Genomic DNA, 25,259 nt, shown 5'->3' with positions numbered 1-25,259 from the left:
GGCTAATGATGAGTAAAACAATTTTAGAAGTAAAAGATTTAAAAGTAAATTTCAAAACATATGCAGGCCTTGTCCATGCAGTACGGGGCGTTAACTTCGGTTTAAAAGAAGGTGAGACACTAGCAATCGTTGGTGAATCAGGTTCGGGTAAAAGTGTTACAAGTAATGCACTTATGAAATTAATCCCACAGCCACCTGGTATTTATGAGTCAGGACAGATTTTGTTCAATGGCCGTGATTTAATTCCACTAACTGATCAAGAAATGTCAAAAATACGCGGTAATGATATAGCAATGATCTTTCAAGACCCAATGACAAGCCTTAATCCTACTATGAAGGTCGGACGTCAAATAACAGAAGTGATTTTACAGCACCAAAAAGTAACAAAAGATGATGCTAAAAAACGTGCAATTGAATTATTAACACAAGTTGGGATACCCTTCCCAGAAAAACGGTTTAAGCAGTATCCACACGAATTTTCAGGTGGTATGCGGCAGCGAGTTGTAATTGCCATTGCACTTGCAGCTAACCCAAAACTTTTAATTGCCGATGAACCAACAACTGCCCTAGACGTAACAATACAAGCTCAAATTTTAGAGTTAATGAAAGAAATCCAAAAAAATTCGAAAACATCGATTATTTTCATTACCCACGATTTAGGTGTAGTGGCTAACGTAGCGGATCGCGTTGCGGTGATGTATGCCGGTCAAATCGTTGAATATGGATCCGTTAATGATATTTTTTATAACCCAAAACACCCTTATACGTGGGGTTTGCTCGGCTCAATGCCATACTTAGATAATGATTCAAATGAGCTATTGCGTGCAATTCCTGGTTCACCACCAGATCTTATACACCCACCAAAAGGTGATGCTTTTGCTGCACGCAATGAATTTGCAATGGCCATTGATTATGAAAAAGAGCCACCGATGTTCCAAGTAAGTGATACGCATTTCGCAAAAACTTGGTTACTTCATCCTGATGCGCCAAACATTCCACTACCAGATGCAGTTGCAAAACGCATCGAAGGATTTTTAGCAAAGGAGGTCCAGTCAAATGGTTGATACAGCAAAAAAAATTCTCGAAATCAAAAACTTAAAACAATATTTCGGTTCTTCTAATAATGCTATTAAAGCTGTTGACGGCATAAGTTTTGATGTTTATGAAGGTGAAACATTAGGACTTGTCGGTGAATCCGGGTGTGGTAAATCGACAACAGGTCGCTCTATCATCCGCCTATACGATATTACTGACGGCGAAATCATTTTTGAAGGCGAAAATGTTCATGGACAAAAATCAAAAAATGAATTAAAAAAATTTAATCGTCAAATGCAAATGATATTCCAAGATCCATATGCTTCTTTAAATCCGCGTATGACTGCTGGAGAAATCATTAGTGAAGGTTTTCAAATTCACGGGCTATACAAGGATAAAAAAGAGCGTCGTGAAAAAGTAACTCAACTACTTGAAGCAGTCGGATTAAACAAAGAACACGCAAATCGGTATGCTCACGAGTTTTCTGGTGGGCAAAGGCAACGTATCGGCATTGCACGTGCACTTAGCTTAGATCCTAAGTTTATCATTGCTGATGAGCCTATTTCAGCACTTGATGTATCGATTCAAGCACAAGTTGTAAATCTTTTAAAACAACTACAAAAAGAACGTGGTTTAACGTATCTTTTCATCGCCCATGACTTATCGATGGTTAAATATATTAGTGATCGAATTGCCGTTATGTACCGTGGTAAAATTGTGGAAATTGGGAAAGCAGATGATATTTACAACCACCCTGTCCACCCGTATACAAAATCATTACTTTCTGCGATACCGCTTCCAGATCCTATGTCAGAGAAAAGGCGTCAACGGATTCCATACAAGCATACTGAATTTGACGATAGCGAAACGTATCATACAGTTGGAGAACAACATTTTGTATACGGAAGTGCAAACATAGTGAAAACTTGGGTTGCCAATCGCTAAAACTACTCCCCTCTTAGATAACGCTAAGAGGGAAGTAGTTTTTATTTTTACTGAATTGGTGTATTAGTAGTTAACTCGATATCTTGAAGTTCGGTACCGTTTTGATAGTCAACGTTATAGTTTTTCACACGTTTATTTAAAGGGATAATTTCAGTGCGGAAATACATTGGAATGATGATTGCTTGCTCATCCATGTAATCTTGCCATATACGAAATGCTTTCGAACGATAATCCGCCATCATGGACTTTTCAGAATCAATATCTTCTAGCATTTTTGTTAAGTCCCCAGATACGAATCTGCTGAAGTTAAATGCTGCTTCCTTTGCATATAACCCCGAAGGAGACGGATTAGTCCCAGTCCCCCATGCAGCCATAAACATATCAATTTCTGGATCATCCGATTGTACTTTCTGATAGAAGCTATTAAATTCTATTAAACGTCCGGTCGTTAACTCCACATTTAAACCGATATCTGCCCAGTTTTGACGATAATACGCGACAATGACTTCATCCACATCTGATCCAGCCATTGCGGCTAAGCGGATGACCAATTTTTCACCTTGTTGATTTTCACGAAAACCATCACCATCTGTATCGATATATCCACCTTCATCTAATAGTGCTTTTGCCTTTTCAGCATCGTAAGCATACCCTTTTAACGAAACATCGTAGAACGAAAATACTGGTGGAATTAACGAATTCGCTCGTTTATGTAACCCTTGATAGATCACTTCAGTTACGGTTTCAATATCCATGCCATATGCAATTGCTTGACGTAATTTTTGATTGTTCATTTTTGACAATGAATTATACACGTTAATTTGCTTTGACGTATCAAATGTGCCTAATTTAAAGCCAAGATAGGAATAAGCCATCTCAGGGCGCCCTAATATTGCTACATTCATAAGATTTTTTACACTATCGAATTGATTTGTAGGAAATGGTGTGGCAATGTCATATTTCCCTACTTTAAGTGCTTCACTAATTGAAGTTGAAGGTACTGCTTGTACGACGACTTTGTCTACTTTAGGCTTGCCTTTATAGTAGTTTTCATTTGCTACAAATTGAACTGACTCACCGTTAATCACTTTGTCGAATTTGAACGCTCCAAGCGTTACCGGATTTTTACGCACTGCCTCAGATGAAAGTAAATCTTTTACTGCTATAGACTGTAACTGATGTTTAGGCGCCGCATATCCCCATAACCCGTCCCCAATGGAATAAATCGCTGGGGTTATTTTTTTGAAAGTAATCTCTATCGTCTGGTCATTGATTTTTTGGATACCTGAGATTGTTTTTGTTTTCCCCTCGTGGTACTCTGTCATCCCCACGATATTTTGAGAACTCCCATCATAACGAATGCCTGTATAATCTGGATGACCTATAATTTCGTAGGAATAAATTAAATCATCCACTGTTAATGGCTGTCCATCTGACCACTTAATACCTTTTCGAATGGTAACAGTCGCTTTATTTTGTTCTGTATGAACATCTAACTTTGCAATGCCAGTATCTTTTACTAAAAAATCACCATCTATTTCAAACAGTGAATTTGATGCATACCCAAAGATTTCAGCATCAAATGCATCTTCATATAGCTCTGCTAAAAAAATACCTTGGAACGGTGAATCTGTAACAAGCGCTACTTTTAATGTACCACCTGAAATTACTTCGCCCTCATTCGTTACAGCAAGCGGTAAAGAGTGGATGTCTATTGTTGAAGTATCTTTCTCTCGTCCATAACATGCTGTTAACATTAGAAGTACTATAGAAAAAAGTAATAACAAAAAAACACCTTTTCCTCTCATTACAATCCCACTCTCCTTAACCGAATCTTTGTTTGACGTCAGCTGAACGACGTAGCGCTTGACCAATATAGTTAATGCCCAGCATAAGCACTAAAATCAGTAAAGATGCTGGCAACCAAACCCAATATTTATCTGCTAATACTTGAGGATTTGTGGCATAGCTGACCAAAGTTCCTAAACTTGGTGTTGACGGAGGTAAGCCGAACCCTAAAAAAGATAACCCTGTTTCAATCCCAACATTTCCGGCGAAACTTAACGTTAACTCTACGATTAAGATGGAACTTAAGTTAGGTAGAATTTCTTTAAACATAATTGAAACATCACTTGTTCCCATTGTTTTCGATGCACTTACATAATCACGTCGACCTTCTGACAGTACTTTACTTCGTACTAACCGCGCTGTTCCTATCCAAAGAAATAAACTCATGATTAAGATTAATTCCCACACTCCATATTTTGGAATGATGGAAACAAACACGATAATAATCATTAAAGTTGGCAATGTCATAAAGAAATCTATCATTCGCATTAAAAAGTTATCGATATAGCCACCGTAATAGCCCATGAGTACACCCAGTATAATACCGACAACACCTGTAATAACGGTAATTACCATTGCAATCACAATAGAATTACGTGAACCGATTATCAATTGCCCTAATATATCCCGTCCCGCCTGATCAGCCCCTAGAATAAAGCCATTAACCCCTGGCTCAGTATAACGTTCATGTAAATCGATAGTCATCACTTTCTCTTGATCAATAAAAAAAGCCGCACTCAGTATGACTAGAATCAACGATGATATGGCAATAAGCGAAAAAAAAGCAACTTTATCTTTTTTAAACTCTCGCAATATGACCTGTAAACCACTTGGCGGAGAGCTTTCAAATTTTTCGATTGTTTGTTGTTCCATTTGAATTCAACTCTCCTTTGTGGGCTTACTCTATACGAATTCTTGGGTCCACGATACTCATAATAATATCTGACAATAGACTTCCTACTAATGTTAAGAAGCCATACAGTAATACCAGTGCAGTGATCACACTATAATCACGACTCATTATAGAATTAACAAATAATTGCCCCATCCCTGGGTAACCAAAGATTGTTTCAATGAAGATCGAGCCACCTAATAAGCCCGTTATTGTAAAACCTAGAAAAGCTGCAATGGGTAGTAAAGAGTTTCGGAATATATGACGAGAATATACTTTATTCATCGGAATCCCTTTACTTCTCGCAGTTTTAACATAATCTTGCGTCTTTGCATCGATTATTTCTGTTCGTAAATATTGGACAATCCCTGTTATACCTAAACTTGCATACGTTATAGCTGGTAGCAATATATGATAAAATTTATTCCAGTAATAAGCGAAGGTCCCAGTCTCTAATCCAATATCAACGGTCCCACTCGTCGGAAACCATTGCAATCGGTAGCCAAAAATATATAAAAAAATAAGTGCCAATACAAATGTAGGTATTGCATAACTGATAAAACTATAGAGCACGATGGATTTGTCTAAAAACGTATCTTGATAGCGCCCCGCCAAAACGCCTAGGGGAATGGCTAGTAAATACACTAAAATTACACTTAATAAAGATAACCAGAATGTGTTCAATCCCCGTTCACCTATCAATGTAGAAACATCTACTTTGTACGTATAACTCTGCCCGAAATCACCTTGAAGTGCATTCGTAATCCAGTTAAAGTACTGCACATACCATGGGTCATAAAAACCTGCTTGAATCCGTAATTCCTCAATACGTGTAGGATCTGTTTCCGGTGTAATAAGGCCTGTAAATGGATCTCCCGGCATATTCTTCGCCAAGATAAAAATAAATAGGCTTAATAGTAATAACTGCGGAATCATGAGTATCATACGTCGCACAATCGTTTTCCACATACTACACCCACTCCTCATTCATGGCGACCATATGTGTCTTGGATATTGGTACTAATGGATATACTTTGCCTTGATCGTCGAAGTATTTATGTTGCTCTTTCTGATAAAGGACTTCAATTTGCTGTCTCTCTTGCTTGCGCTTACGGCGTGTTTCCGGCTCAATATTAGGAATGGCAGATAATAGGCGATTTGTGTATAAATGCTGTGGCTCATGATAAATATCTTCGCGCGTTCCAGTTTCGACCAGACGCCCCTTATACATAATGGAAATGTGCTCACACATATGTTTCACCACTCCCAAATCATGTGAGATAAACAAATAGCTTAAGCCGTATTCATCTTGAATATCTTTCATAAAATTTAATACTTGAGCTTGTACAGAGATATCTAAAGCAGATACAGGTTCATCTGCAATGATGAGCTTCGGATAACAAGCAACGGCTCGAGCTATCCCAAGGCGCTGTTTTTGCCCACCTGAAAATTCATGTGGATATTTTAAAAGTACATCTTCTGACATCCCCACAATTGCTAGTAACTCCTTTATACGCTTCCGCTCCTCTTGCGCGCTAACCTTCATAAAATTACGAATCGGCTCTGCTAAAATATCAATAACCCGTTTCCGTGGATTCATGCTCGAATGAGAATCTTGAAAGATCATTTGGACATCACGATTATAGGAAGATGCACGCTTTCGACGTTGGTTCGTGACATTTTCACCTTCATAAATAATGTGACCTGATGTCACTTTTTCTAAACCGATAATCGCTTTGCCAGTGGTTGATTTTCCAGATCCTGATTCACCAACTAGCCCATATGTTTTTCCTTTTTCGAACTCCATCGTAACACCATCTACTGCACATGTTTTATCGATAATAGTATTTAAAAAACCACCGCGAATTGGGTAATGCACACATAAATCATCAATTTTCATGAAACTCATATACACGCACTTCCTTCATCTTCGAAGTAAAAGTGTTGCCAGCAAGTACATCTGACAAAATGTCCCGGTGCAACCTCATAAAGCTCCGGTTGCTCTTCATGCACTGTTGCATCTATCCATGGAATGCGCGTGGAAAAACGACAACCCTCACGTGGTAACTTTGTTAATGAGGGCACCATCCCCTGAATAATTTTCAGTTTATTTCCCTGACTATGTGTTTGTGGAATAGAGTTTAATAAGGATCTTGTATAAGGATGTTTGGCATTTCTAAATAGCTCTTGCACACTTGCAATTTCAATAACCTGTCCCGCATACATAACCGCTACTCGATCTGCAATCTCAGCCACCACACCTAAATCATGGGTAATTAAAATAATGCCTGCTCCTGTTTCATCCTGTAAGGTTTTGAGCAAATCTAAAATCTGCGCTTGAATTGTTACATCTAGCGCCGTTGTTGGTTCATCTGCAATGATGATAGCTGGTTTACACGCCAGCGCAATAGCAATCATGACACGTTGTCTCATACCACCTGATAATTGGTGAGGAAATTGCCTTACAACACGGGTTACATCAGATATCCCAACTTGTTCTAGCAATTCTATAACTCGCGCATTTTGTTGTTGCTTCGTTAGTTTTGTATGGAAGCTTATCCCCTCCGCAATTTGCTCACCTATACGCATCAGTGGATTGAGTGCAGATAACGGATCTTGAAATATAAATCCAATATCCTTTCCTCTTAAGCGATTAAATTGCTCATCAGTAAGATTGGTTAAATTACTATTTTTATAAAGAATTTCTCCAGTCGTTTTTGTATGCAATGGATTATGTAAACCTACTATTGCCGTGGCTAAAGTACTTTTCCCACAACCTGATTCTCCTACAATCGCTAAAATCTCATTTTTATTGAGGGTCAGTGAAACATCATCTACAGCAGCATGATACGTATCTTTAATGCGAAAGCTCGTATTCAAATTTTTTATCTTTAATAACACACTATCTGAACTCAAACGTATTCCACCTCTCTCAAATGATTTATCATATAATTTCATGATTATTGCTTTTTCATAGTTAGTACTTTAATTTAGTTATTCACCAAAACCCGTGGTTGATTTTTCGTTCCAGCCGGGTGCTTTTCGAGGGGCGTCAGCTACGCTCACCCAGCCTCTACTCCAATCAACTAGCATTCTAAAATCAATCCGTAATTTAAGTAAATATCATCTCTGACTTTTGGTGATGAATCTTAATTTTTCCTAAACTTAATTAACTATACATTACAAAAAAATCCCCATGATCTACCTTCAATAATTTACGAACACAACAAAAAACACGGTACGAAAAATATAATAATTTTTCGTACCGTGTTTTATTTAGGACATATTCCTTTTAAATACCTTGAGGAATTACAATTCTCCTGCTTTTAATTTCGCGGTGCGACTGCCGCTCCACTTTCGTCGCAGACTCTCTTTAGTTAAAGATTTTATTTCTTTTTAAGTATCTTTATTATTACAGTTCCCCTGCTTTTAACTTTTTATGCCAATCTTTTAAGAATGGAATATCCGCTTCTTTAATTGCACCTGATTCATTTGCAGCTTCGATTAAGTAGTCGAAGTTTGTTAAAGAGACGTACTTGATGCCAGCTTCGTCAAATGCTTGTTCTGCACGTGGTAAGTTATAAGTGTACACACATACAACACCTAGTACTTCACAACCTGCTGCGCGTAATGCTTCTACTGCTGTAATTGAAGAGCCGCCTGTAGATACGATATCTTCTACAACGATTACTTTTTGACCTGCTGTGTATTTACCTTCAATTTGGTTACCACGGCCATGTTCTTTTGCTTTTGAACGTACGTAAACCATTGGTAAATCTAAAATATCACTTACCCATGCAGCGTGTGGGATACCAGCTGTTGCTGTACCTGCTACAACTTCTGTAGCTGCAAAGTTTTCTTTGATAACTGATGCTAGACCATTTGCTAATTGTTTACGAATGATAGGATCAGAGATTGTTAAACGTGTATCACAATAAATAGGTGATTTGATGCCTGATGCCCAAGTGAATAGGTCTGTTGGATTTAATTCTACTGCACCTACTTTTAACATAGCGTGTGCGATTTCATTTTGTAATGTCATGTTTATGCCTCCCATAATTCGCTTACGATTTTATATGCTGCTACTGGATCTTGTGCACCTGTTACAGCGCGTCCTACTACAATCAATGAAGAGCCGTCTCGTTTAGCACCATCTGGCGTAGCGATACGTTTTTGATCGTGTGATTCTCCGCCTGCTAGACGAATACCTGGTGTCACGCGTAGGAAATCTTCGCCACAAATTTCAGCAATTGCTTTTGCCTCATGTACCGAACAAACAACGCCATTTAAACCAGCTTGTTTCGTTAAGCTTGCATAATGTAATACAGAATCTTGTAATGATAACGAAATCTTTTGTTCTGCTTGCATTTGTTCTTCTGTCGTAGAAGTTAGTTGTGTTACTGCAATAAGTGCTGCACGTCCTCTGCCAGCAGGTGTTCCCGCTTCTAAGCCCTCAAGTGCAGCTTCCATCATCGGACGTCCACCTGCTGCGTGAACATTTACTAAGTCCACACCTAATTTTGCTAAGCCCTTCATTGCGGAACCGACTGTGTTTGGAATATCATGCAACTTTAAGTCTAAAAAAATATCATGGCCTAGATTTTTCACTTTACGCACGATATCTGGACCTTCCTGCATATATAACTCCATCCCGATTTTCACGAAAAGAGGCTCATTAAAATGGTTTAAAAACTTGAAAACTTCCGCTTCTCCTGGGAAATCAAGTGCAAGTATTGGCTTTGTATTCATTAGCGGTGGCTCCTTCCGATAATTTCTGAAATATGTTGAACGCCTAATGCGTCTAGTTTCTCGGGTAATTCTTCAATAATAGTTGGGCATACAAAATGGTCGACAAAGTTAGCTGTACCAACTGCAACTGCAGATGCGCCGGCAGACATAAAGTCAATAACGTCTTGTGCTTCTGTCACACCGCCCATACCGATAATCGGAATCTTCACGGCTTTATACACTTCATAAACCATACGAATTGCCACTGGTTTAACTGCTGGACCTGATAATCCACCCGTTCCATTTGCGATAACTGGTTTACCAGTACGTTCATCTAAACGCATACCGATTAATGTGTTAATCATTGTAATGCCGTCTGCCCCGCCTGCTTCCACTGCTTTAGCAATATCTACAATGTTTGTTACATTAGGTGATAACTTTACATAAACAGGAACTTTAGAAACTGCTTTTACCGCAGCTACTAGCTCACGCGCAGTAGCTGGATCTGTACCAAACTGAATTCCTCCACACTTCACGTTTGGACAAGAAATATTCAATTCTAATGCTTTAACATTTGGTGCAGTTGAAATACGGCGTGCCACTTCAACGTAGTCTTCAGTACCTGTCCCTGCTACGTTTGCAATAATCGGTACATCATATGCTTCTAAAAACGGTAATTCCTCATTCATCACTTTTTCAAGGCCTGGGTTTTGTAAGCCGATTGCATTTAGCATGCCTGCTGCTGTTTCAGCAACGCGCGGTGTTGGGTTCCCTGGACGAGTTTCTACAGTTGTTGCTTTGATCATAATCGCACCAAGCTTTGAAAGATCATAAAGTTGTGCGTATTCACGTCCAAAGCCGAAGCAACCAGATGCTGGCATAATCGGGTTTTTTAAATCTAAACCTGGTAACTCAATATTTAAACGACTCATAATGCCACCGTACCTTTCGGGAAAACTGGACCGTCAGAACATACTTTGACGTAATCTTTTTCTACTTGCTCAGTTGTTTTACATACGCAAGCAAAGCATGCACCGATGCCACAACCCATACGTTCCTCAAAAGATAAGTAGCCTTCTTTTTCTGGATAATAGTTTTCTAATGCTTTTAACATGGGTAGTGGTCCACAAGAATAAAACACATCAAATTCAGGTGCGCGGTCTTCTAATACATTTGTGACAAAACCTTTTGTACCTTTTGAACCGTCTACTGTGACATAGTGTGTTTCACCAAGCTTGTTGAACTCATCCTCGTAGAAGCATACGTCTTCTGTTTGGAAACCTAGTACATGGATTGTTTTCACTCCGCGCGCATTCAGTTGTTTTGATAATTCATGCAGTGGTGGTACACCAATACCGCCACCGACAAGTAATGCTGTTCCGCCCTCTTTCACTGCATCCACAGGGAAGCCGTTACCGATTGGTCCTAGCACATTTACTACTTGTCCTTCGCGATTTGTTGAAAGCACTTTTGTTCCACGACCTTCTGCGCGATAAATCATTGTAAATTCATTGTTGTCTTTGTCTATGTTAGCAATACTGATTGGTCGACGTAAAAGCGGCTCCAGTGAATCCGACACTTTTACATGGACAAACTGGCCAGGCGTCATGTCCTGAACCAGTTCCCCACGAAGTGTCAATTCGAAAATGTTTGTCGCGATTTGCTTTTGAGAGACGACCGTCATTTTCTCTTGACGAATCATATTAGTGTACTACCTCCGCTTTTGGCATTTGTTCTGCAGTGAATGTCATTGACTCGATAACACGAAGCATTGCTTCAGCTGTATCTAGTGAAGTTAAACAAGGTACGCCGTTTTCTACTGATTCGCGTCGGATACGGAAGCCATCACGTGCTGGTTGTTTGCCTTTCGTAAGCGTGTTAACAACAAGCTGTGCTTCACCGTTTTGGATCATATCTAGTAATGTTGTGCCTTTTGCACCGATTTTGCCAACTATATCTGTACGTACGCCAGCTTCCTCGAAACTTCTCGCTGTACCTTCTGTCGCTACGATACGGTAGCCTACTGTTGAGAAGCGTTTTGCTAATGCAATTGCTTCTTCTTTATCTTTATCAGACACCGTGAATAATACTGTACCTTCTGTGCGTACTTCCATTCCTGCTGCTACTAACCCTTTGTATAGAGCCTTCTCCAGCGTTGAATCTTTACCCATTACTTCCCCCGTAGATTTCATTTCAGGGCCAAGTGTAATGTCAACACGGCGTAATTTCGCGAATGAGAATACTGGTACTTTTACAAACACACCAGGTTGCTCAGCTGCTAATCCTGTTGGGTAACCTTGTTCTACAATTGACGTGCCTAGAATTGCTTTTGTAGCAATGTTAGCCATCGGGATGTTTGTAATTTTACTTAAGAATGGTACTGTACGTGAAGAACGTGGGTTTACTTCGATCACGAATACTTCACCTTTTGAGATTACATACTGGATGTTCATTAGACCTACTATGCCAAGACCTTTTGCTAAGCGAGTTGTATAGTCTACTAATGTATCTTTTTGTGCTTGTGTTAATTTTTGTGGTGGGTAGACAGAAATTGAGTCACCAGAGTGAACCCCTGCGCGTTCAATATGTTCCATAATACCTGGGATTAACACGTTTTCACCGTCGCAAATTGCGTCTACTTCAATCTCATTACCTGTTAAGTAACGGTCTACAAGTACTGGGTGATCGGGAGATGCTTCTACTGCATTTTCCATATAGTGTTGTAGTTCTTCCTCGTTATAAACGATTTCCATTGCACGTCCACCAAGTACGTAAGAAGGGCGAACAAGTACTGGGAAGCCAATTTCTTTCCCGATTACTAGTGCTTCTTCAGCCGAAGTAGCTGTTTTACCAAGTGGTTGTGGAATGCCGATTTCGTGTAATGCTTGCTCGAATTTATCACGGTTTTCCGCACGGTCGATATCTTCTAGTGTTGTACCAAGAATTTTTACGCCGTTCGCTTCTAACTTATCAGCAAGGTTAATCGCTGTTTGGCCACCGAACTGTACAACAACACCGATTGGTTGCTCAAGATCAATGATGTGCATTACGTCTTCGATTGTTAATGGCTCGAAGTATAATTTATCGGAAATTGAGAAGTCTGTTGAAACTGTTTCCGGATTTGAGTTGATGATGATTGCTTCGTAACCTGCTTCTTGGATTGCCCATACAGAGTGTACTGTTGCATAGTCGAACTCAACCCCTTGACCGATACGGATTGGACCTGAACCTAGAACAACTACTGATGGTTTATCAGATTTGATAGATTCATTTTCTTCTTCGTATGTGCCATAGAAGTATGGTGTTTCTGATTCGAATTCTGCTGCACATGTATCTACCATTTTGTACACTGGAATAATACCAGTCTCTTTACGGAATGCGTATACTTCTTCAGGAGTCGTTTCCCATAGTTCTGCGATTTTTTTATCTGCGAAGCCTAGACGTTTAGCAGTGCGTAATACGTCTTTATCGTTTTTATTGTCTGAAAGTGTTTGCTCCATGTCCACGATATTTTTAAGTTTATTTAAGAAGAATAAATCGATTGCCGACCATTCATGAATTTGCTCAATCGTTACACCACGACGAAGTGCTTCTCCGATGAAGAATAAGCGCTCATCCCCAGCTTTACGGATACGTTTTTCAATCCAAGCATCCGAGTTATCTTCCGCATGTTTCAATTCGATGTGAACTTGACCTGTTTCTAGAGAACGCACGGCTTTTAGCATTGCTTCCTCAAACGTACGACCAAGAGCCATAACCTCACCAGTAGCTTTCATTTGTGTACCAAGATTACGTTTAGCTGATTCGAATTTATCGAATGGCCAACGTGGGATTTTAGCAACAATGTAGTCAAGTGCTGGTTCAAAACAAGCGTATGTTGAACCTGTTACTGGGTTTTTAATTTCATCTAGTGTAAGACCTACAGCGATTTTAGCAGCAAGCTTCGCGATTGGGTAACCCGTTGCTTTAGATGCTAATGCTGATGAACGTGATACACGTGGGTTTACTTCGATTACATAGTATTGGAAGCTATATGGATCTAATGCTAACTGTACGTTACAGCCACCTTCGATTTTTAATGCGCGAATAATATCTAATGAAATATTACGCAGCATTTGGTTTTCACGGTCAGAAAGTGTTTGTGTTGGTGCCACTACAATCGAGTCACCTGTGTGAATACCTACTGGGTCAAAGTTTTCCATGTTACATACAACGATTGCGTTATCTGCTGCGTCACGCATTACTTCATATTCAATTTCTTTATAGCCAGCAATTGATTTTTCTAGTAAACATTGTGTTACTGGAGAATATTTTAACCCTGATGTTACGATTTCCTCTAGGTCTTGGTCATTGTAGCAAATCCCGCCACCTGTACCACCAAGTGTGAATGCTGGACGTACGATTACTGGGTAGCCGATACGTGCTACTAACGCTTTTGCTTCTTCCATGTTATGAATAATGTCTGATTCAGGTACTGGAGCACCTAGCTCAAACATTAAGTTACGGAATAAATCACGGTCTTCTGCTTTATGAATTGCATCTAATTTTGTTCCTAAAATTTCGATGTTCAATTCGTTTAAGATACCTGATTCGTCTAACTCGATTGCCATATTTAATCCTGTTTGTCCACCAAGAGTTGGTAGGATAGCATCTGGACGTTCTTTACGAAGAATACGTGATACGAATTCAAGCGTAATTGGCTCGATGTATACTTTGTCGGCAATCTCTGTATCTGTCATGATTGTTGCAGGGTTTGAGTTGATTAAAATAACGCGGTAGCCTTCTTCTTTTAATGAAAGACAAGCTTGTGTTCCTGCGTAGTCAAATTCTGCTGCTTGTCCGATTACGATTGGGCCTGACCCGATTACTAAAATAGTTTCTATATCTGTACGTTTAGGCATGTTGTTTCCCCTTCCCTGCTTCTACTTCCATCATTTCGATAAATTCGTCGAATAAGTGGTTTGAATCTTCTGGACCTGGTGATGCTTCAGGGTGATACTGAACCGTGAAGATTGGGTATTTCTTATGACGAACCCCTTCACAAGTACCGTCGTTTAAAGCGACATGTGTTAACTCTAAATCTGTATCTTTTAATGAATCGATGTCGATTGCATAGCCATGATTTTGAGATGTTAAATCTGTGCGACCTGTACGTAAATCTTTTACAGGGTGGTTACCTCCACGGTGACCGAATGGTAATTTGAATGCTTTTGCACCACTTGCTAGAGAGAAGATTTGGTGACCTAGGCAAATACCGAACATTGGAACTTTTCCGATTAAATTGCGCACAGTTTCGATGCCTTCCTCTACATCTTCTGGGTTACCAGGACCGTTTGACAGCATAATGCCATCTGGATGCCATGCTAAAATGTCTTCTGCAGAAGTGTTGTAAGGTACAACAAGTACGTCACAATCACGTTTATTTAATTCACGTAAAATCCCGTGTTTCATACCGTAGTCAATCACAACAACACGTTTGCCACGTCCTGGTGATGGATATGCTGCTTTTGGTGATACTTCGCGGACATGGTGTGTAATCACTGGAGTAGCTTGTAATTTCACAACGATTTCTTCTACATTCACTTCTTCATCCGCTGCTGTTAAAATTGCTTTTACTGAACCTTTGCTACGGATAATACGTGTTAATTTACGTGTATCGATACCTTCAATCCCAGGGATGTCTTTTGATGTTAAATACGCATCTAGCGTTAAATCACAACGGAAGTTTGAAGGTGTTTTTGCAAGTTCACGTACTACGAAACCACGGATTGCTGGTGTGATTGATTCGAAGTCGTCACGGTTAATACCGTAGTTACCAACTAACGGATATGTTAATGTTACGATTTGTCCATAAAATGAAGGATCTGATATAGTTTCTTGGTAGCCTGTCATACCTGTTGTGAATACAACTTCACCTTGTGATGCTCGCTCGCTACCGAACGCTGTGCCTGTGAATACTGTACCATCTTCTAAAATAAGTAAACGTTTTTTCATTACTCTGCCTCCTGGTATACGATATTGCCTTCGAAAATTGTAACTACTGGCCAGCCTTTAGCTACCCAACCATTAAATGGTGTGTTACGGCCTTTTGATACAAAACCTTCTGCATCAATAGTTTGTTCTTTATTTAAATCAATCAGAATCATATCTGCTGATGCGCCAACTTCAAGTGTTCCGTATGGCAGATCGAAAATTTGTGCTGCTTTGACAGACATCCAATCGATTAATTGTTTTAAAGTCCATTTACCTGTTTCTACAAATTGTGTGTAAAGCAATGGGAATGCTGTCTCGAACCCTACAATACCGAATGGAGCGCCGACCATACCACAGCATTTTTCTTCTTCTGTGTGTGGTGCGTGATCTGTTGCGATACAATCGATTGTGCCATCCAATAATGCTGCATGTAACGAATCTTTATCATCTTTTGCACGTAATGGGGGATTCATCTTCCAGTTTGCATCATCTGATGGAATATCCATTTCTTCTAATAGAAGATGATGTGGGCAAACTTCTGCAGTTACACGGATACCTGCTGCTTTTGCATCACGCACTGCACGTACAGATTCCTTCGTTGATACGTGGCATACGTGATAGCGAGCACCCGCTGCTTCTGCAAGTAGAACATCGCGCGCAATTTGGACTGACTCACAAATTGACGGAATACCAGGTAAACCAAGTTCTACATTTCGTGTTCCTTCGTGCATCACGCCGTCATAGATAAGCGAATTATCTTCACAGTGTGCAACAACGACTACATCATGTTTCGCAGCTTCCTTCATTTGCTCATACATTGTTGATGCAAGTTGGATACCAACACCGTCATCCGAGAATGCAACAGCGCCTTGTCCCTTTAACTCTTCGATACTTGTGCGAACTTCACCAGAGATATCTTTTGTAAGGGAACCATATGGTAGCACACGTACAACTGCACTTTCTTTGATTAGACCATTGATTAGTTGCATGTTTTCCACTGAATCTGGTACTGGTTTAGTATTTGGCATTGCACATATTGTTGTGAAACCACCCTTAGCTGCTGAAGCTGTGCCTGTTGCAATCGTTTCTTTATGCTCAAAGCCTGGCTCGCGTAAATGTGTATGTACATCAACAAAGCCTGGTGATAATAAGTTTCCATTACCTTCAATTATTTCTGCGCCATCTAGTGTTACATCTGCGCCAATTGCTGCGATTTTCCCATTCTCGATAGCTACATTTACTGTTTCTAATTCACTTTGTTCATTTACAATTCGAACATTTTGAAGTATTTTTTTCATGTTAGTTTCTCTCCTTTAAAATCGTTTCAACAATTGCCATACGTGTGAAAACACCATTGCGTACTTGATCAAAAATTCTAGAACGTTCGCATTCTACTAACTCAGATGCTATTTCAACATCTCGGTTAACCGGAGCAGGATGCATAATAATTGCAGATTCTTTCATTTGCTTTTCGCGTTCAATTGTTAAGCCAAACTCTTCGTGATAGCTTTCTTTCGAAAAGCTTTTATTCACTTTATGACGTTCATGTTGCACACGTAGTAACATGATGACATCGCTCGTATCGATTAATCCATCCCAAGAATGATGCGCCTCAAACTCGCCTGCCCAATCTTCTGGACAAAGGAATCTTACATTTGCACCTAAACGCTGTAGTGCAGTTGCGTTAGATTTAGCAACACGACTATGCGATATATCTCCTGCGATTGTAACATTTAACCCCTTAAAGGAACCGAATTCTTTTTTGATTGTGTAAAGATCTAGTAGAGATTGTGACGGATGTTGGCCAGCGCCATCTCCAGCGTTAATAACAGCAACGTTTATGCCTTCTAGAAGCTCGTTGTAATATTCATCTTCTTTCGCTCGAATAATTACTGCATCCATGCCTATCATTTCTAATGTCTTTACCGTATCGTACATCGTTTCACCCTTAGTCATGCTCGAGAAGCCTGCATCAAAAGGAATGACCGTACAGCCGATTTTGCGCTCTGCCATTTCAAAACTCGTCTTCGTACGTGTACTCGGTTCAAAAAATAAGTTTGCGACGTTGTATGTGCGAGATAACGATGATGCTTCTCCATTTTCAAAAGCCTGCGCACGATCTAAGATGTGGTTAATTTCTTCGTTAGTTAAATGTTCCATCGATAATAAGTTCTTCATCATGTACCTCCATTAGGTTGTGTGTCATGAACGCCTATGTATGACGTTCTACTATAATTGTTATAAAAAAGCCCCGCTGATGTCATCAGCGAGGCATAAGGAGGCGTGACGAGTTGAAGAAAGAATGTTATTCTTCCTTTCTACTAGTCTACATCTTCCCTTTCTCTGCCTCTCTGGACAATTCTTTAAAAGGTACTACTTATTTAGTTAATCATAGTCCGCAACTTCTTTATCACGGCCTGGTAATAGTAAGTTTAAAATAACTCCGATAATGGCAGCTAACGCCATTCCTTCAATGGCAAACGATTCAGTAAATCTTAATGCTGCACCACCGATTCCTACTACTAGAATAACAGATGCGATAACCATGTTACGATTATTCCCGAAATCTACGTTGTTTTCAACAAGCATACGTAAACCACTAGATGCGATGATACCGAATAGTAAGATTGAAATACCACCAAGAACCGCTGTTGGAATTGTTGCGATTAACGCCATTGCTTTCCCGAAGAATGACACAACAATCGCAATAATTGCCGCTCCCATGATGACATACACAGAGTAAACACGTGTGATTGCTAATACACCGATATTTTCACCGTAAGTTGTTTTTGGTGGTCCTCCGATAAAGGCACTCACTAATGTTCCTAAGCCATCTCCTAATATTGAGCGGTGAAGACCTGGATCTTTTACATAATTTCGATTCACAACTTTCCCCAAAACTAATTGGTGACCGATGTGTTCTGAGATTGTTACGATGACAATCGGTACCATTGCTAGTAAAATCTTAGCTGTTATATTAATTTCATAATCTACCCCTGGAATTAAGAAGTCTGGTAAAGCAAATAATGCTGCTTCCTTTACCGGTGTGAAGTCAACAATTCCAATGATGACTGAATAAATATAGCCAACGATTAGACCCATAAGAATCGGCATCGCACTTAGAATGTTTTTGAAGTACACTGTGAAAATAATTGCTGAGAATAGAGTGACTAAAGCTGCTGAGAAGTGTAAAGCACTGTATTGCGATACTACTTCAACAACTCCCGTTGTCGCATTCAGCTGCTCTACATTGATATTCATCGCCATATTTACTGCAGTACCTGATAAACCTAAACCGATTACGATAATGACTGGCGCTACTACGATTGGTGGTAGCAAGCGCATCAACCACTTATAACCCGTTTTCCAAATTAATAAGGATACTATACCGTACACTAAGCCAACTGCCATTGCGCCTATCATCGCATTTCCAGGGCTTACACTTACACCATCCTTTAAACCGTTTGAGGCAATCAACATTGGTGAAATAAAGGCAAATGATGAGCCTAAGTAAGCAGGTACTTTAAACTGTGTAACTAATAAGAATACAAGTGTTGCAATCCCGCTTGTAAGTAAGGCTATTGCTGGACTTAGCCCAACAAGTTGTGGTACTAAAATTGTGGAACCAAACATGGCAAACATGTGCTGGAAACTCAATGTGACCCATTGGACCGATGTTGGTTTTTCATTGATGTCTAAAACTGCCTTTGACATTTAACTTCGTCTCCTCATGTTTAGTCTTCTTTATAAATTGTGACGCAATCTTCTCCGTCTACTTCTTGCAGATGTACAACGATTCGTTCTGCACCAGATGTTGGAACATTCTTTCCAACGTAATCTGCTCGAATCGGTAATTCACGATGACCTCTGTCGATTAAAACTGCTAATTGAATTTGCGAAGGTCTGCCTAAATCCATCACCGCGTCTAATGCTGCTCTTACAGTACGTCCCGTGTATAATACATCATCAACTAAAATAATTTTCTGATTTGCAACCACATAGTTGATATCTACTTGTTCTACATGTGCTTGTTCATTATCATGCTTCATCGATAAATCATCTCGGTACAATGTAATGTCTAATTCACCTGTACGGATTGGCTTTCCTTCGATTTTTTCGATGCGCTCAGCTAGGCGTTTGGCTAAATAAGCTCCACGTGTTTTAATACCAACTAAAATGCATTCGTCAATTCCTTTATTTCGTTCAATAATTTCATGTGCAATACGAGTCAACGCTCTCGTCATCGAAGGTCCATCTAATAACTCGTTTTTTGTCATGTTTGACTCCTCCTCTCTCCTCTTAGTTTGGTCATGTGTCCATAAAAAAACCTCTCGAAGCGCATGGCTTGAGAGGGTTATATACGTGTCTAATAAGCGCGTTGGAAGAATTTGCAGCACAAATTTCTTTCAACACTATCACATGTACCTTCTCAGCCTCTCTGGACTGCCATTAAAGGTGAATATTAAGTTAAATTATTCATTCACTGTCGTTATTATAGACCTTATGTCCATATTCGTCAACGATTATTTTCGCAGTTCATCAATTAATTGCACATAATCAGCAGGAAGTGGTGCTTCAAACTCTAAATATTCGCCTGAAACAGGGTGTACAAATCCTAAAACACCTGCATGTAACACTTGTCCACCAAAATCAATCGTCTTTTTCGGACCATATTTTGGATCACCGACAAGTGGGAAGCCGATATACTTCATATGCACACGAATTTGGTGTGTACGCCCTGTTTCTAAACGACACTCTACTAACGTAAAATCACCGAAACGTTCGGTAACCTGGAAGTGCGTTACAGCATGCTTACCATTATCCACTACTGCTTGTCTTTGACGATCTTTTTGGTCACGGCCAATTGGTGCTTCAATCGTACCTTTATCATGTGCAATATGCCCGTGTACAAGTGCTGTATATTTGCGTGTTACCGTCTTTTTCACAAGCTGATCGACTAACGATTCATGCGCCACATCATTTTTAGCAACCATCAATAGACCCGATGTATCCTTATCGATACGGTGGACGATTCCTGGTCGCATAATACCATTAATGCCCGATAAATCTTTACAGTGGTACATTAAGCCGTTTACAAGTGTACCTGTTAAATGACCTGGTGCAGGATGGACAACCATACCTTTTGGCTTATTAACGACTAATACATCTGCATCCTCATAAACGATATCAAGATCTAAATTTTCTGCTATTACGTCTAGAGGCTCCGCTTCTGGTACAGTGATTTCTACGACATCGCCTGCTTTTACTTTATACTTCGCTTTTACTATTTCACCATTCACTTTGACAATACCTTCAGTAATCCAGTTGCCAATTTGTGTACGTGACCATTCTGTTTGTACGCCCGAGACTGCCTTATCAATGCGCTCTCCCTGCTGTTGTTCTTCCATTGTATATGTTACTACTGTCATTGTTCCACCTGTTTCTTTTCTTTTTTATCCTCAATGATTAAACCAATCATTAATACGACTACCGCAATCGTTAATGCTGCATCTGCAATATTAAAAATAGGGAAATGATAATTAATAACCGGGATTAATACGTCCACAAAATCGACTACTTCACCTCTAAATAATCGATCAATAAAGTTCCCTATTGCACCGCCCAATAGCAGCATTAAACCTACTTGGAAAATCGGTTTACCCTTTGCCTCTTTATGATAGAAGTAAATGATGGCAATAATCACCCCAACTGTCACAATCGAAAACAACCACATTTGACCTTCTAACATGCCCCATGCAGCGCCTCTATTACGATGAGACAAGATACCTAACCACGGGTCCCATACTGAAATGCGTTCCCCATAATCCATATTTTTCACAATTAGCCATTTTGTCCATTGATCTAAAAGTATAGCAAAAGCGGCCAATCCATAATATTTATACACAAGCCATTCCTCCGTTTGCACGATATCTTATCTATTCTACCATAAGAGAACATACAGGAATAACTAATAGTACATGAAAATATGGTGAAAACGCTAATAGGGCGCCTGAATTGTCCGTCACTAGACGAATTCAAGCGCCCTCTGAATGTACGAGTGCTGTAGTGGAAATAAAGTTATAAGCGCTGCTGACGTACTGCTTCTGCTAAATAATACAGTTGTGCAATATACGATGTAATGTCATTGGCATTATAAAATTTATCTTGTGAAAACGTATAAAGTTCATTAATCCCTTCAATGGACACTTTTGTCGCTTCAATAATTGCCATAAGTTGCTTTTGGAAAGCAACCACCTCTGTCATCGTTTGATCTGTTGCCTGTTGAATGGCAGACATATTGGTAAAAAGCGCCTGCTCAGATTGTTCGATTTTCTCAAAGAATGCTTTCGTATACGTCGTCATGTCTTGAGTTTCACCAACAATTAACGCTTCTTGCTTCATTGTTATAGAAAGTTGTTCCATGCGGTCAACTATTTCTGTTACCTTAGAACGAATATGTACAAGTGCATCTTTACTTTGCTCCGCTAGTTTCCGGACTTCATCCGCCACTACCGCAAAGCCTTTACCATGTTCACCTGCTCGTGCAGCCTCAATTGAAGCATTAAGTGCTAGAAGATTTGTTTGGTCAGCAATATCACTGATCATTTTTGTAAAAGCCATAATATTGCCCGTTTCCGTTTGGACTTCCTGCATGGATTGTTCAAAGCCTTTGAACACATCCATCACTTTCTCCATTTGCGCGAAGAGCTTGTTCATATTATCATTACCTTCAACAACTAAACGAATGTTATCTTTGCCTTGTGTTTCTACAGCATTTGTTATTTCATGGACACGCTCAGCTTCACTTACAATTCTCATCGCACCTTCATTTGAATGTTGCAAATCCTGGTGCTGTACTGCTAATGATTCCTTAATACCCGTAATACGTTCAATAAAAAAGCTATCACCCTTGGCATTTTTATCGTTGGCAGTCGTTAACAGAGAGATCAAATCAAACATACCGGTTAAAATCATATCCTGTTCTTCAGTTGTTAAACCTTCAATTTCCTGTTTTAATGCCTCTACAGTTTGTTCATCTTTTGTGCGCATAAATAATTGTTTTAGCATGTTTGTTCTCCTATCCTCGCTTGCCAAAGCCAATTAATAATAAGGTTTGGTTAATTAAAGATTTGTTCAACTGTTCTCCATAGCTACAAAATCCTGATAGATTTGGCAATTGGCTTAGCTGATTATTTAATGCCGGAAATAAACGCTGCTCTTGAAACTGTAATTTCCGTAAAATACAATTACACGCCAGTACACCTTCTAGTTTGTCAAACTGAGATGTGAATTCAGCAAGTGTCTTTTGCAGAGTTATGACAGGGTCCTTTGGCTCTAACAGTTCTACTACTGCATCCTGGAATACTTGGCAATAAAACGCCAGTGCACTATTAGCTTCGACACGGAATGGGGAAGCAATTAATATTTCCTCATTAAAGCGTCGACCGAGAGGATTCGTCATAAAATATTGAGGCAATTGTGGCTCACTTACCCCTAATGCTTTTGCATAAGCTCTCGTAGCTGGCTCATGATTAATTTCATAAACGATCCGTTTTTCAGCATCCGCCTTCGTAATTTTTAGCGAAATGCCGGTACTTGTAAAAATGTTTTCTTTTTGTATGTGAAAATCTAGATTAGGCTTAATGAAAACTACAATACCGCCCTTTGAAGATAGCTGACCATTTAAACTCACTAAAGTTTGCACAAATTTAGCATCATCACCGGCTGTTCCACCGAATATAGGAAAGCCGTCATAATGAAAAATTGAATTTACAACGGAAAGCATTTTTTCCTCACCAGCAACTAAGCCTGTCGGAAAAATAAGTGCTAATCCTTCATTGTCAATTTGCTCGTTCTCTACACGAATATCTAATTTCTTCACACTATGTAATAGTTTATTGCGATCAAATACAGGATATTTTTCGATATTTTCCAAAAGTAAAGCCTCTACTCGTCCAAACTCCTGCCCAAAGCTTTGTGCACTTAAACTATCGTCAGCAAATCCTTGTGGACCAATTTCACCCGTCGTTGTTACACCAACAACTTCGCAATTTTGATATTTATCTTGAAATAATACAGTCAATTGTTCAAAAGAATGGATGGTGCTTGTAAAAAAAAGAATAAGCACAGGATTTGAATGCAACTGAGCACTAACTTCTTGGAATGCCTGTGATGTATCACGTATCGTCGATAATGCCGATTGTATGTGCTGCATAAGGTTCACCTACCTATTTCTTATAGATAATATTACTAAATCTTCCCCTAAATTATAACACGAAATCCTTTTGCCCCTTTAATGAAAATCAAATCTTTAGTTTTTTGTAAAAGAATCGTAGCTGTTTTACTTATTATTTAAAAAAGCACATATTATTACTCCGAACCTTATATCATCATGCCTTCCTATACTTTTGCTATGTATATATAATGTTTGAAAATCCTCTTCCTTCACTCATAACTTCTATTTTATTTCATATTTAGAATAAAAATGTTACAAAATATTGCTGTATTAGTACAAAAAAACACTATTTTAAGTTAAAATATTTTTATAGGGCGTTTTCATATAATTATATAAGGAAGGGGCTGTTGATCATTTTAAGCATTGCGTGGAAAATTGAAAATCCGGTTGATAAAAAGTGTATGACGGCATGGTTAGAGGAGTTTCTTCCAAATACTTTTGTTGAATGTGAAGTCCCACCAGCAAACAAAACGACAATTATCGTATATGAAATAAACTACTTGTTTGACTGGGTTAAGCTAAATCGTTTGCATAGAAATTATCCTAATAACATTATTATTCCTATTGTTGCACAACACTTAACTTATTCTACTAGTATCGCGATTGAACTTAGTTTGCAAGCTCTTTTAATTAAACCGCTACATAAGACTAAATTTTTGCGTATCGTGAAAAAACTTTATGCATCTCTTCATGAAAAACAGACTCCTAAGCTGACTATGTATGAATTGTCTCAACAAATTCCGCAAGATCATACTTCACCATTCCGTGAAGCATTTTTGAGACGACTTATTCGTGGTGAAATTGAAAACGAACAAGAAATTATTGAAGCTTCTTCCTTTTTATCGGTCGATAATATTCCGAATATTGTGTTTTTAATTCAAGGCTATAGGGTTATTGACGAAAATCACCCTAAAGACATTGACGCTGCAAGTATCATTACTAACGTTTTTAGGAATCACTTTGCAAATAAAGCATCCATCTCTTTTTTAAATTTTGAACGTTATTTATTACTACTTATGCGCATGTCTTCTGATTACACATCCTTTAGGCATTGGTCAGAAGGATTAGCATGTTTACTAGAAGTTATTGAAGTGTTAAAAAGAGATTACAACATCTTTTTATTTATGGGGATCGGTGATGTTTACCAACAACCAATGCAAGTCTATCAATCCTATAGTCAGGCAAGAAAAGCACGAAAAAAACCATCCGTCGATAATCTTAACGTGCGATTTTATGAAGACTTAACTAAAAATGAACAGCTACAAAAAGCAATAACTTACATCGAAGAGCATTACGATGAACAACTTGTGTTATGTGATGTAGCCAACTATATTAACTTTAGTCCTGCCCATTTTAGCCGCTTGTTTAAAAAAGAGACAGGTCGTAATTTCGTTGATTATGTTGCATTTACACGTATTCTCAAAACATTACCATTTTTACGAAAATATGATTATACCATTGATAAAATCTCCACTAGTTCAGGGTTTAATACATCTAATTATTACAGCCTAACCTTTAAAAAGCATGTAGGTATTAGCCCGAGCGAATACCGCAATACCAAAGAAATATTGTTCAAATAAAAAATGAGCAGCCGTTGTAATC

The 25,259-nt window shown here is 39.0% G+C and carries 21 protein-coding genes and 1 pseudogene; 3 read left to right on the top strand and 19 right to left on the bottom strand.

Annotated elements, in window-relative coordinates; all coding sequences use genetic code 11:
* Positions 1-8: 8 nt before the first annotated feature.
* A complete protein-coding gene (locus ACIQZG_RS02935; protein WP_402753672.1) occupies positions 9-1,064 on the top strand; it encodes an ABC transporter ATP-binding protein in 1,056 nt (351 codons plus the stop codon).
* Positions 1,057-1,980, top strand: a complete 924-nt coding sequence (locus ACIQZG_RS02930) for an ABC transporter ATP-binding protein (RefSeq protein ID WP_402753671.1) — start codon at positions 1,057-1,059, stop codon at positions 1,978-1,980. The genes ACIQZG_RS02935 and ACIQZG_RS02930 overlap by 8 nt, the downstream gene beginning before the upstream one ends.
* A gap of 47 nt (positions 1,981-2,027) precedes the next feature.
* Here the strand turns inward: ACIQZG_RS02930 and ACIQZG_RS02925 are convergent, their stop codons facing one another.
* From ACIQZG_RS02925 to ACIQZG_RS02835, 19 genes and pseudogenes are all read right to left on the bottom strand, one after another.
* Positions 2,028-3,788, bottom strand: coding sequence for an oligopeptide ABC transporter substrate-binding protein (locus tag ACIQZG_RS02925; protein ID WP_402753670.1), 1,761 nt, complete (start codon positions 3,786-3,788; stop codon positions 2,028-2,030).
* 16 nt (positions 3,789-3,804) lie between these two features.
* Complete coding sequence (locus ACIQZG_RS02920) at positions 3,805-4,701, bottom strand: ABC transporter permease (RefSeq protein ID WP_402753669.1); 897 nt, start codon at positions 4,699-4,701, stop codon at positions 3,805-3,807.
* A 25-nt stretch (positions 4,702-4,726) separates the two neighbouring features.
* Positions 4,727-5,689: an oligopeptide ABC transporter permease gene (gene opp4B, locus ACIQZG_RS02915; RefSeq protein WP_402753668.1), complete on the bottom strand. Its 963-nt coding sequence runs from the start codon at positions 5,687-5,689 to the stop codon at positions 4,727-4,729.
* Position 5,690: 1 nt separating this feature from the next.
* Positions 5,691-6,629, bottom strand: coding sequence for an ATP-binding cassette domain-containing protein (locus tag ACIQZG_RS02910; RefSeq protein ID WP_402753667.1), 939 nt, complete (start codon positions 6,627-6,629; stop codon positions 5,691-5,693).
* A complete protein-coding gene (locus ACIQZG_RS02905; protein WP_402753666.1) occupies positions 6,626-7,636 on the bottom strand; it encodes an ABC transporter ATP-binding protein in 1,011 nt (336 codons plus the stop codon). Before ACIQZG_RS02905 ends, ACIQZG_RS02910 begins: the two co-directional genes overlap by 4 nt.
* Positions 7,637-8,132: 496 nt before the next feature.
* Positions 8,133-8,762, bottom strand: a complete 630-nt coding sequence (gene pyrE, locus ACIQZG_RS02900; RefSeq protein WP_402753665.1) for an orotate phosphoribosyltransferase — start codon at positions 8,760-8,762, stop codon at positions 8,133-8,135.
* Between the two features lie 2 nt (positions 8,763-8,764).
* Positions 8,765-9,469: an orotidine-5'-phosphate decarboxylase gene (gene pyrF, locus ACIQZG_RS02895; RefSeq protein ID WP_402753664.1), complete on the bottom strand. Its 705-nt coding sequence runs from the start codon at positions 9,467-9,469 to the stop codon at positions 8,765-8,767.
* The gene (locus ACIQZG_RS02890) at positions 9,469-10,380 is read right to left on the bottom strand and encodes a dihydroorotate dehydrogenase (protein ID WP_402753663.1); all 912 of its coding nucleotides are present in this window, start codon (positions 10,378-10,380) and stop codon (positions 9,469-9,471) included. Before ACIQZG_RS02890 ends, pyrF begins: the two co-directional genes overlap by 1 nt.
* Positions 10,377-11,150: a dihydroorotate dehydrogenase electron transfer subunit gene (locus ACIQZG_RS02885; RefSeq protein WP_402753662.1), complete on the bottom strand. Its 774-nt coding sequence runs from the start codon at positions 11,148-11,150 to the stop codon at positions 10,377-10,379. Before ACIQZG_RS02885 ends, ACIQZG_RS02890 begins: the two co-directional genes overlap by 4 nt.
* Before the next feature lies 1 nt (position 11,151).
* The gene (carB, locus tag ACIQZG_RS02880) at positions 11,152-14,349 is read right to left on the bottom strand and encodes a carbamoyl-phosphate synthase large subunit (protein WP_402753661.1); all 3,198 of its coding nucleotides are present in this window, start codon (positions 14,347-14,349) and stop codon (positions 11,152-11,154) included.
* A complete protein-coding gene (gene carA, locus ACIQZG_RS02875) occupies positions 14,342-15,442 on the bottom strand; it encodes a glutamine-hydrolyzing carbamoyl-phosphate synthase small subunit (protein ID WP_402753660.1) in 1,101 nt (366 codons plus the stop codon). The genes carB and carA overlap by 8 nt, the downstream gene beginning before the upstream one ends.
* Positions 15,442-16,719, bottom strand: a complete 1,278-nt coding sequence (locus tag ACIQZG_RS02870; protein ID WP_402753659.1) for a dihydroorotase — start codon at positions 16,717-16,719, stop codon at positions 15,442-15,444. Before ACIQZG_RS02870 ends, carA begins: the two co-directional genes overlap by 1 nt.
* A gap of 1 nt (position 16,720) precedes the next feature.
* Positions 16,721-17,599: an aspartate carbamoyltransferase catalytic subunit gene (locus ACIQZG_RS02865; protein ID WP_402753658.1), complete on the bottom strand. Its 879-nt coding sequence runs from the start codon at positions 17,597-17,599 to the stop codon at positions 16,721-16,723.
* 207 nt (positions 17,600-17,806) lie between these two features.
* Positions 17,807-19,135 carry a solute carrier family 23 protein gene (locus ACIQZG_RS02860; RefSeq protein ID WP_402753657.1) on the bottom strand — a complete coding sequence of 443 codons (1,329 nt, stop codon included), beginning with the start codon at positions 19,133-19,135 and terminating at the stop codon, positions 17,807-17,809.
* A gap of 20 nt (positions 19,136-19,155) precedes the next feature.
* Positions 19,156-19,698 (bottom strand): bifunctional pyr operon transcriptional regulator/uracil phosphoribosyltransferase PyrR, encoded by a 543-nt coding sequence (gene pyrR / locus ACIQZG_RS02855; protein ID WP_402753656.1) that lies wholly within the window; start codon positions 19,696-19,698, stop codon positions 19,156-19,158.
* A 246-nt stretch (positions 19,699-19,944) separates the two neighbouring features.
* A complete protein-coding gene (locus ACIQZG_RS02850) occupies positions 19,945-20,850 on the bottom strand; it encodes an RluA family pseudouridine synthase (RefSeq protein ID WP_402753655.1) in 906 nt (301 codons plus the stop codon).
* Positions 20,847-21,326: a signal peptidase II gene (gene lspA, locus ACIQZG_RS02845; protein ID WP_402753654.1), complete on the bottom strand. Its 480-nt coding sequence runs from the start codon at positions 21,324-21,326 to the stop codon at positions 20,847-20,849. Before lspA ends, ACIQZG_RS02850 begins: the two co-directional genes overlap by 4 nt.
* Before the next feature lie 173 nt (positions 21,327-21,499).
* A pseudogene (locus ACIQZG_RS02840) lies at positions 21,500-22,030 on the bottom strand (methyl-accepting chemotaxis protein); the annotation flags it as partial.
* Between the two features lie 469 nt (positions 22,031-22,499).
* A complete protein-coding gene (locus ACIQZG_RS02835; protein ID WP_402753653.1) occupies positions 22,500-23,636 on the bottom strand; it encodes an FIST signal transduction protein in 1,137 nt (378 codons plus the stop codon).
* Between the two features lie 368 nt (positions 23,637-24,004).
* Here ACIQZG_RS02835 and ACIQZG_RS02830 point away from each other — a divergent pair, with 368 nt between their 5' ends.
* Positions 24,005-25,237, top strand: a complete 1,233-nt coding sequence (locus ACIQZG_RS02830; RefSeq protein WP_402753652.1) for a helix-turn-helix domain-containing protein — start codon at positions 24,005-24,007, stop codon at positions 25,235-25,237.
* Positions 25,238-25,259: the final 22 nt, after the last annotated feature.

The sequence above is a fragment of the Lysinibacillus sp. NPDC096418 genome (assembly GCF_044762775.1).
GTDB lineage: Bacteria > Bacillota > Bacilli > Bacillales_A > Planococcaceae > Lysinibacillus.
This window is presented reverse-complemented; position numbering and strand designations above follow the sequence as displayed.

Bases quoted from the DNA above. Each gene is read 5' to 3' on its own strand.
- ACIQZG_RS02935 (WP_402753672.1), top strand. From the start codon at position 9: ATGAGTAAAACAATTTTAGAAGTAAAAGATTTAAAAGTAAATTTCAAA.
- ACIQZG_RS02930 (WP_402753671.1), top strand. From the start codon at position 1,057: ATGGTTGATACAGCAAAAAAAATTCTCGAAATCAAAAACTTAAAACAA.
- ACIQZG_RS02925 (WP_402753670.1), bottom strand. From the start codon at position 3,788: ATGAGAGGAAAAGGTGTTTTTTTGTTATTACTTTTTTCTATAGTACTT.
- ACIQZG_RS02920 (WP_402753669.1), bottom strand. From the start codon at position 4,701: ATGGAACAACAAACAATCGAAAAATTTGAAAGCTCTCCGCCAAGTGGT.
- opp4B (WP_402753668.1), bottom strand. From the start codon at position 5,689: ATGTGGAAAACGATTGTGCGACGTATGATACTCATGATTCCGCAGTTA.
- ACIQZG_RS02910 (WP_402753667.1), bottom strand. From the start codon at position 6,629: ATGAGTTTCATGAAAATTGATGATTTATGTGTGCATTACCCAATTCGC.
- pyrE (WP_402753665.1), bottom strand. From the start codon at position 8,762: ATGACATTACAAAATGAAATCGCACACGCTATGTTAAAAGTAGGTGCA.
- pyrF (WP_402753664.1), bottom strand. From the start codon at position 9,469: ATGAATACAAAGCCAATACTTGCACTTGATTTCCCAGGAGAAGCGGAA.
- ACIQZG_RS02890 (WP_402753663.1), bottom strand. From the start codon at position 10,380: ATGAGTCGTTTAAATATTGAGTTACCAGGTTTAGATTTAAAAAACCCG.
- ACIQZG_RS02885 (WP_402753662.1), bottom strand. From the start codon at position 11,150: ATGATTCGTCAAGAGAAAATGACGGTCGTCTCTCAAAAGCAAATCGCG.
- carB (WP_402753661.1), bottom strand. From the start codon at position 14,349: ATGCCTAAACGTACAGATATAGAAACTATTTTAGTAATCGGGTCAGGC.
- carA (WP_402753660.1), bottom strand. From the start codon at position 15,442: ATGAAAAAACGTTTACTTATTTTAGAAGATGGTACAGTATTCACAGGC.
- ACIQZG_RS02870 (WP_402753659.1), bottom strand. From the start codon at position 16,719: ATGAAAAAAATACTTCAAAATGTTCGAATTGTAAATGAACAAAGTGAA.
- ACIQZG_RS02865 (WP_402753658.1), bottom strand. From the start codon at position 17,599: ATGAAGAACTTATTATCGATGGAACATTTAACTAACGAAGAAATTAAC.
- ACIQZG_RS02860 (WP_402753657.1), bottom strand. From the start codon at position 19,135: ATGTCAAAGGCAGTTTTAGACATCAATGAAAAACCAACATCGGTCCAA.
- pyrR (WP_402753656.1), bottom strand. From the start codon at position 19,698: ATGACAAAAAACGAGTTATTAGATGGACCTTCGATGACGAGAGCGTTG.
- ACIQZG_RS02850 (WP_402753655.1), bottom strand. From the start codon at position 20,850: ATGACAGTAGTAACATATACAATGGAAGAACAACAGCAGGGAGAGCGC.
- ACIQZG_RS02835 (WP_402753653.1), bottom strand. From the start codon at position 23,636: ATGCAGCACATACAATCGGCATTATCGACGATACGTGATACATCACAG.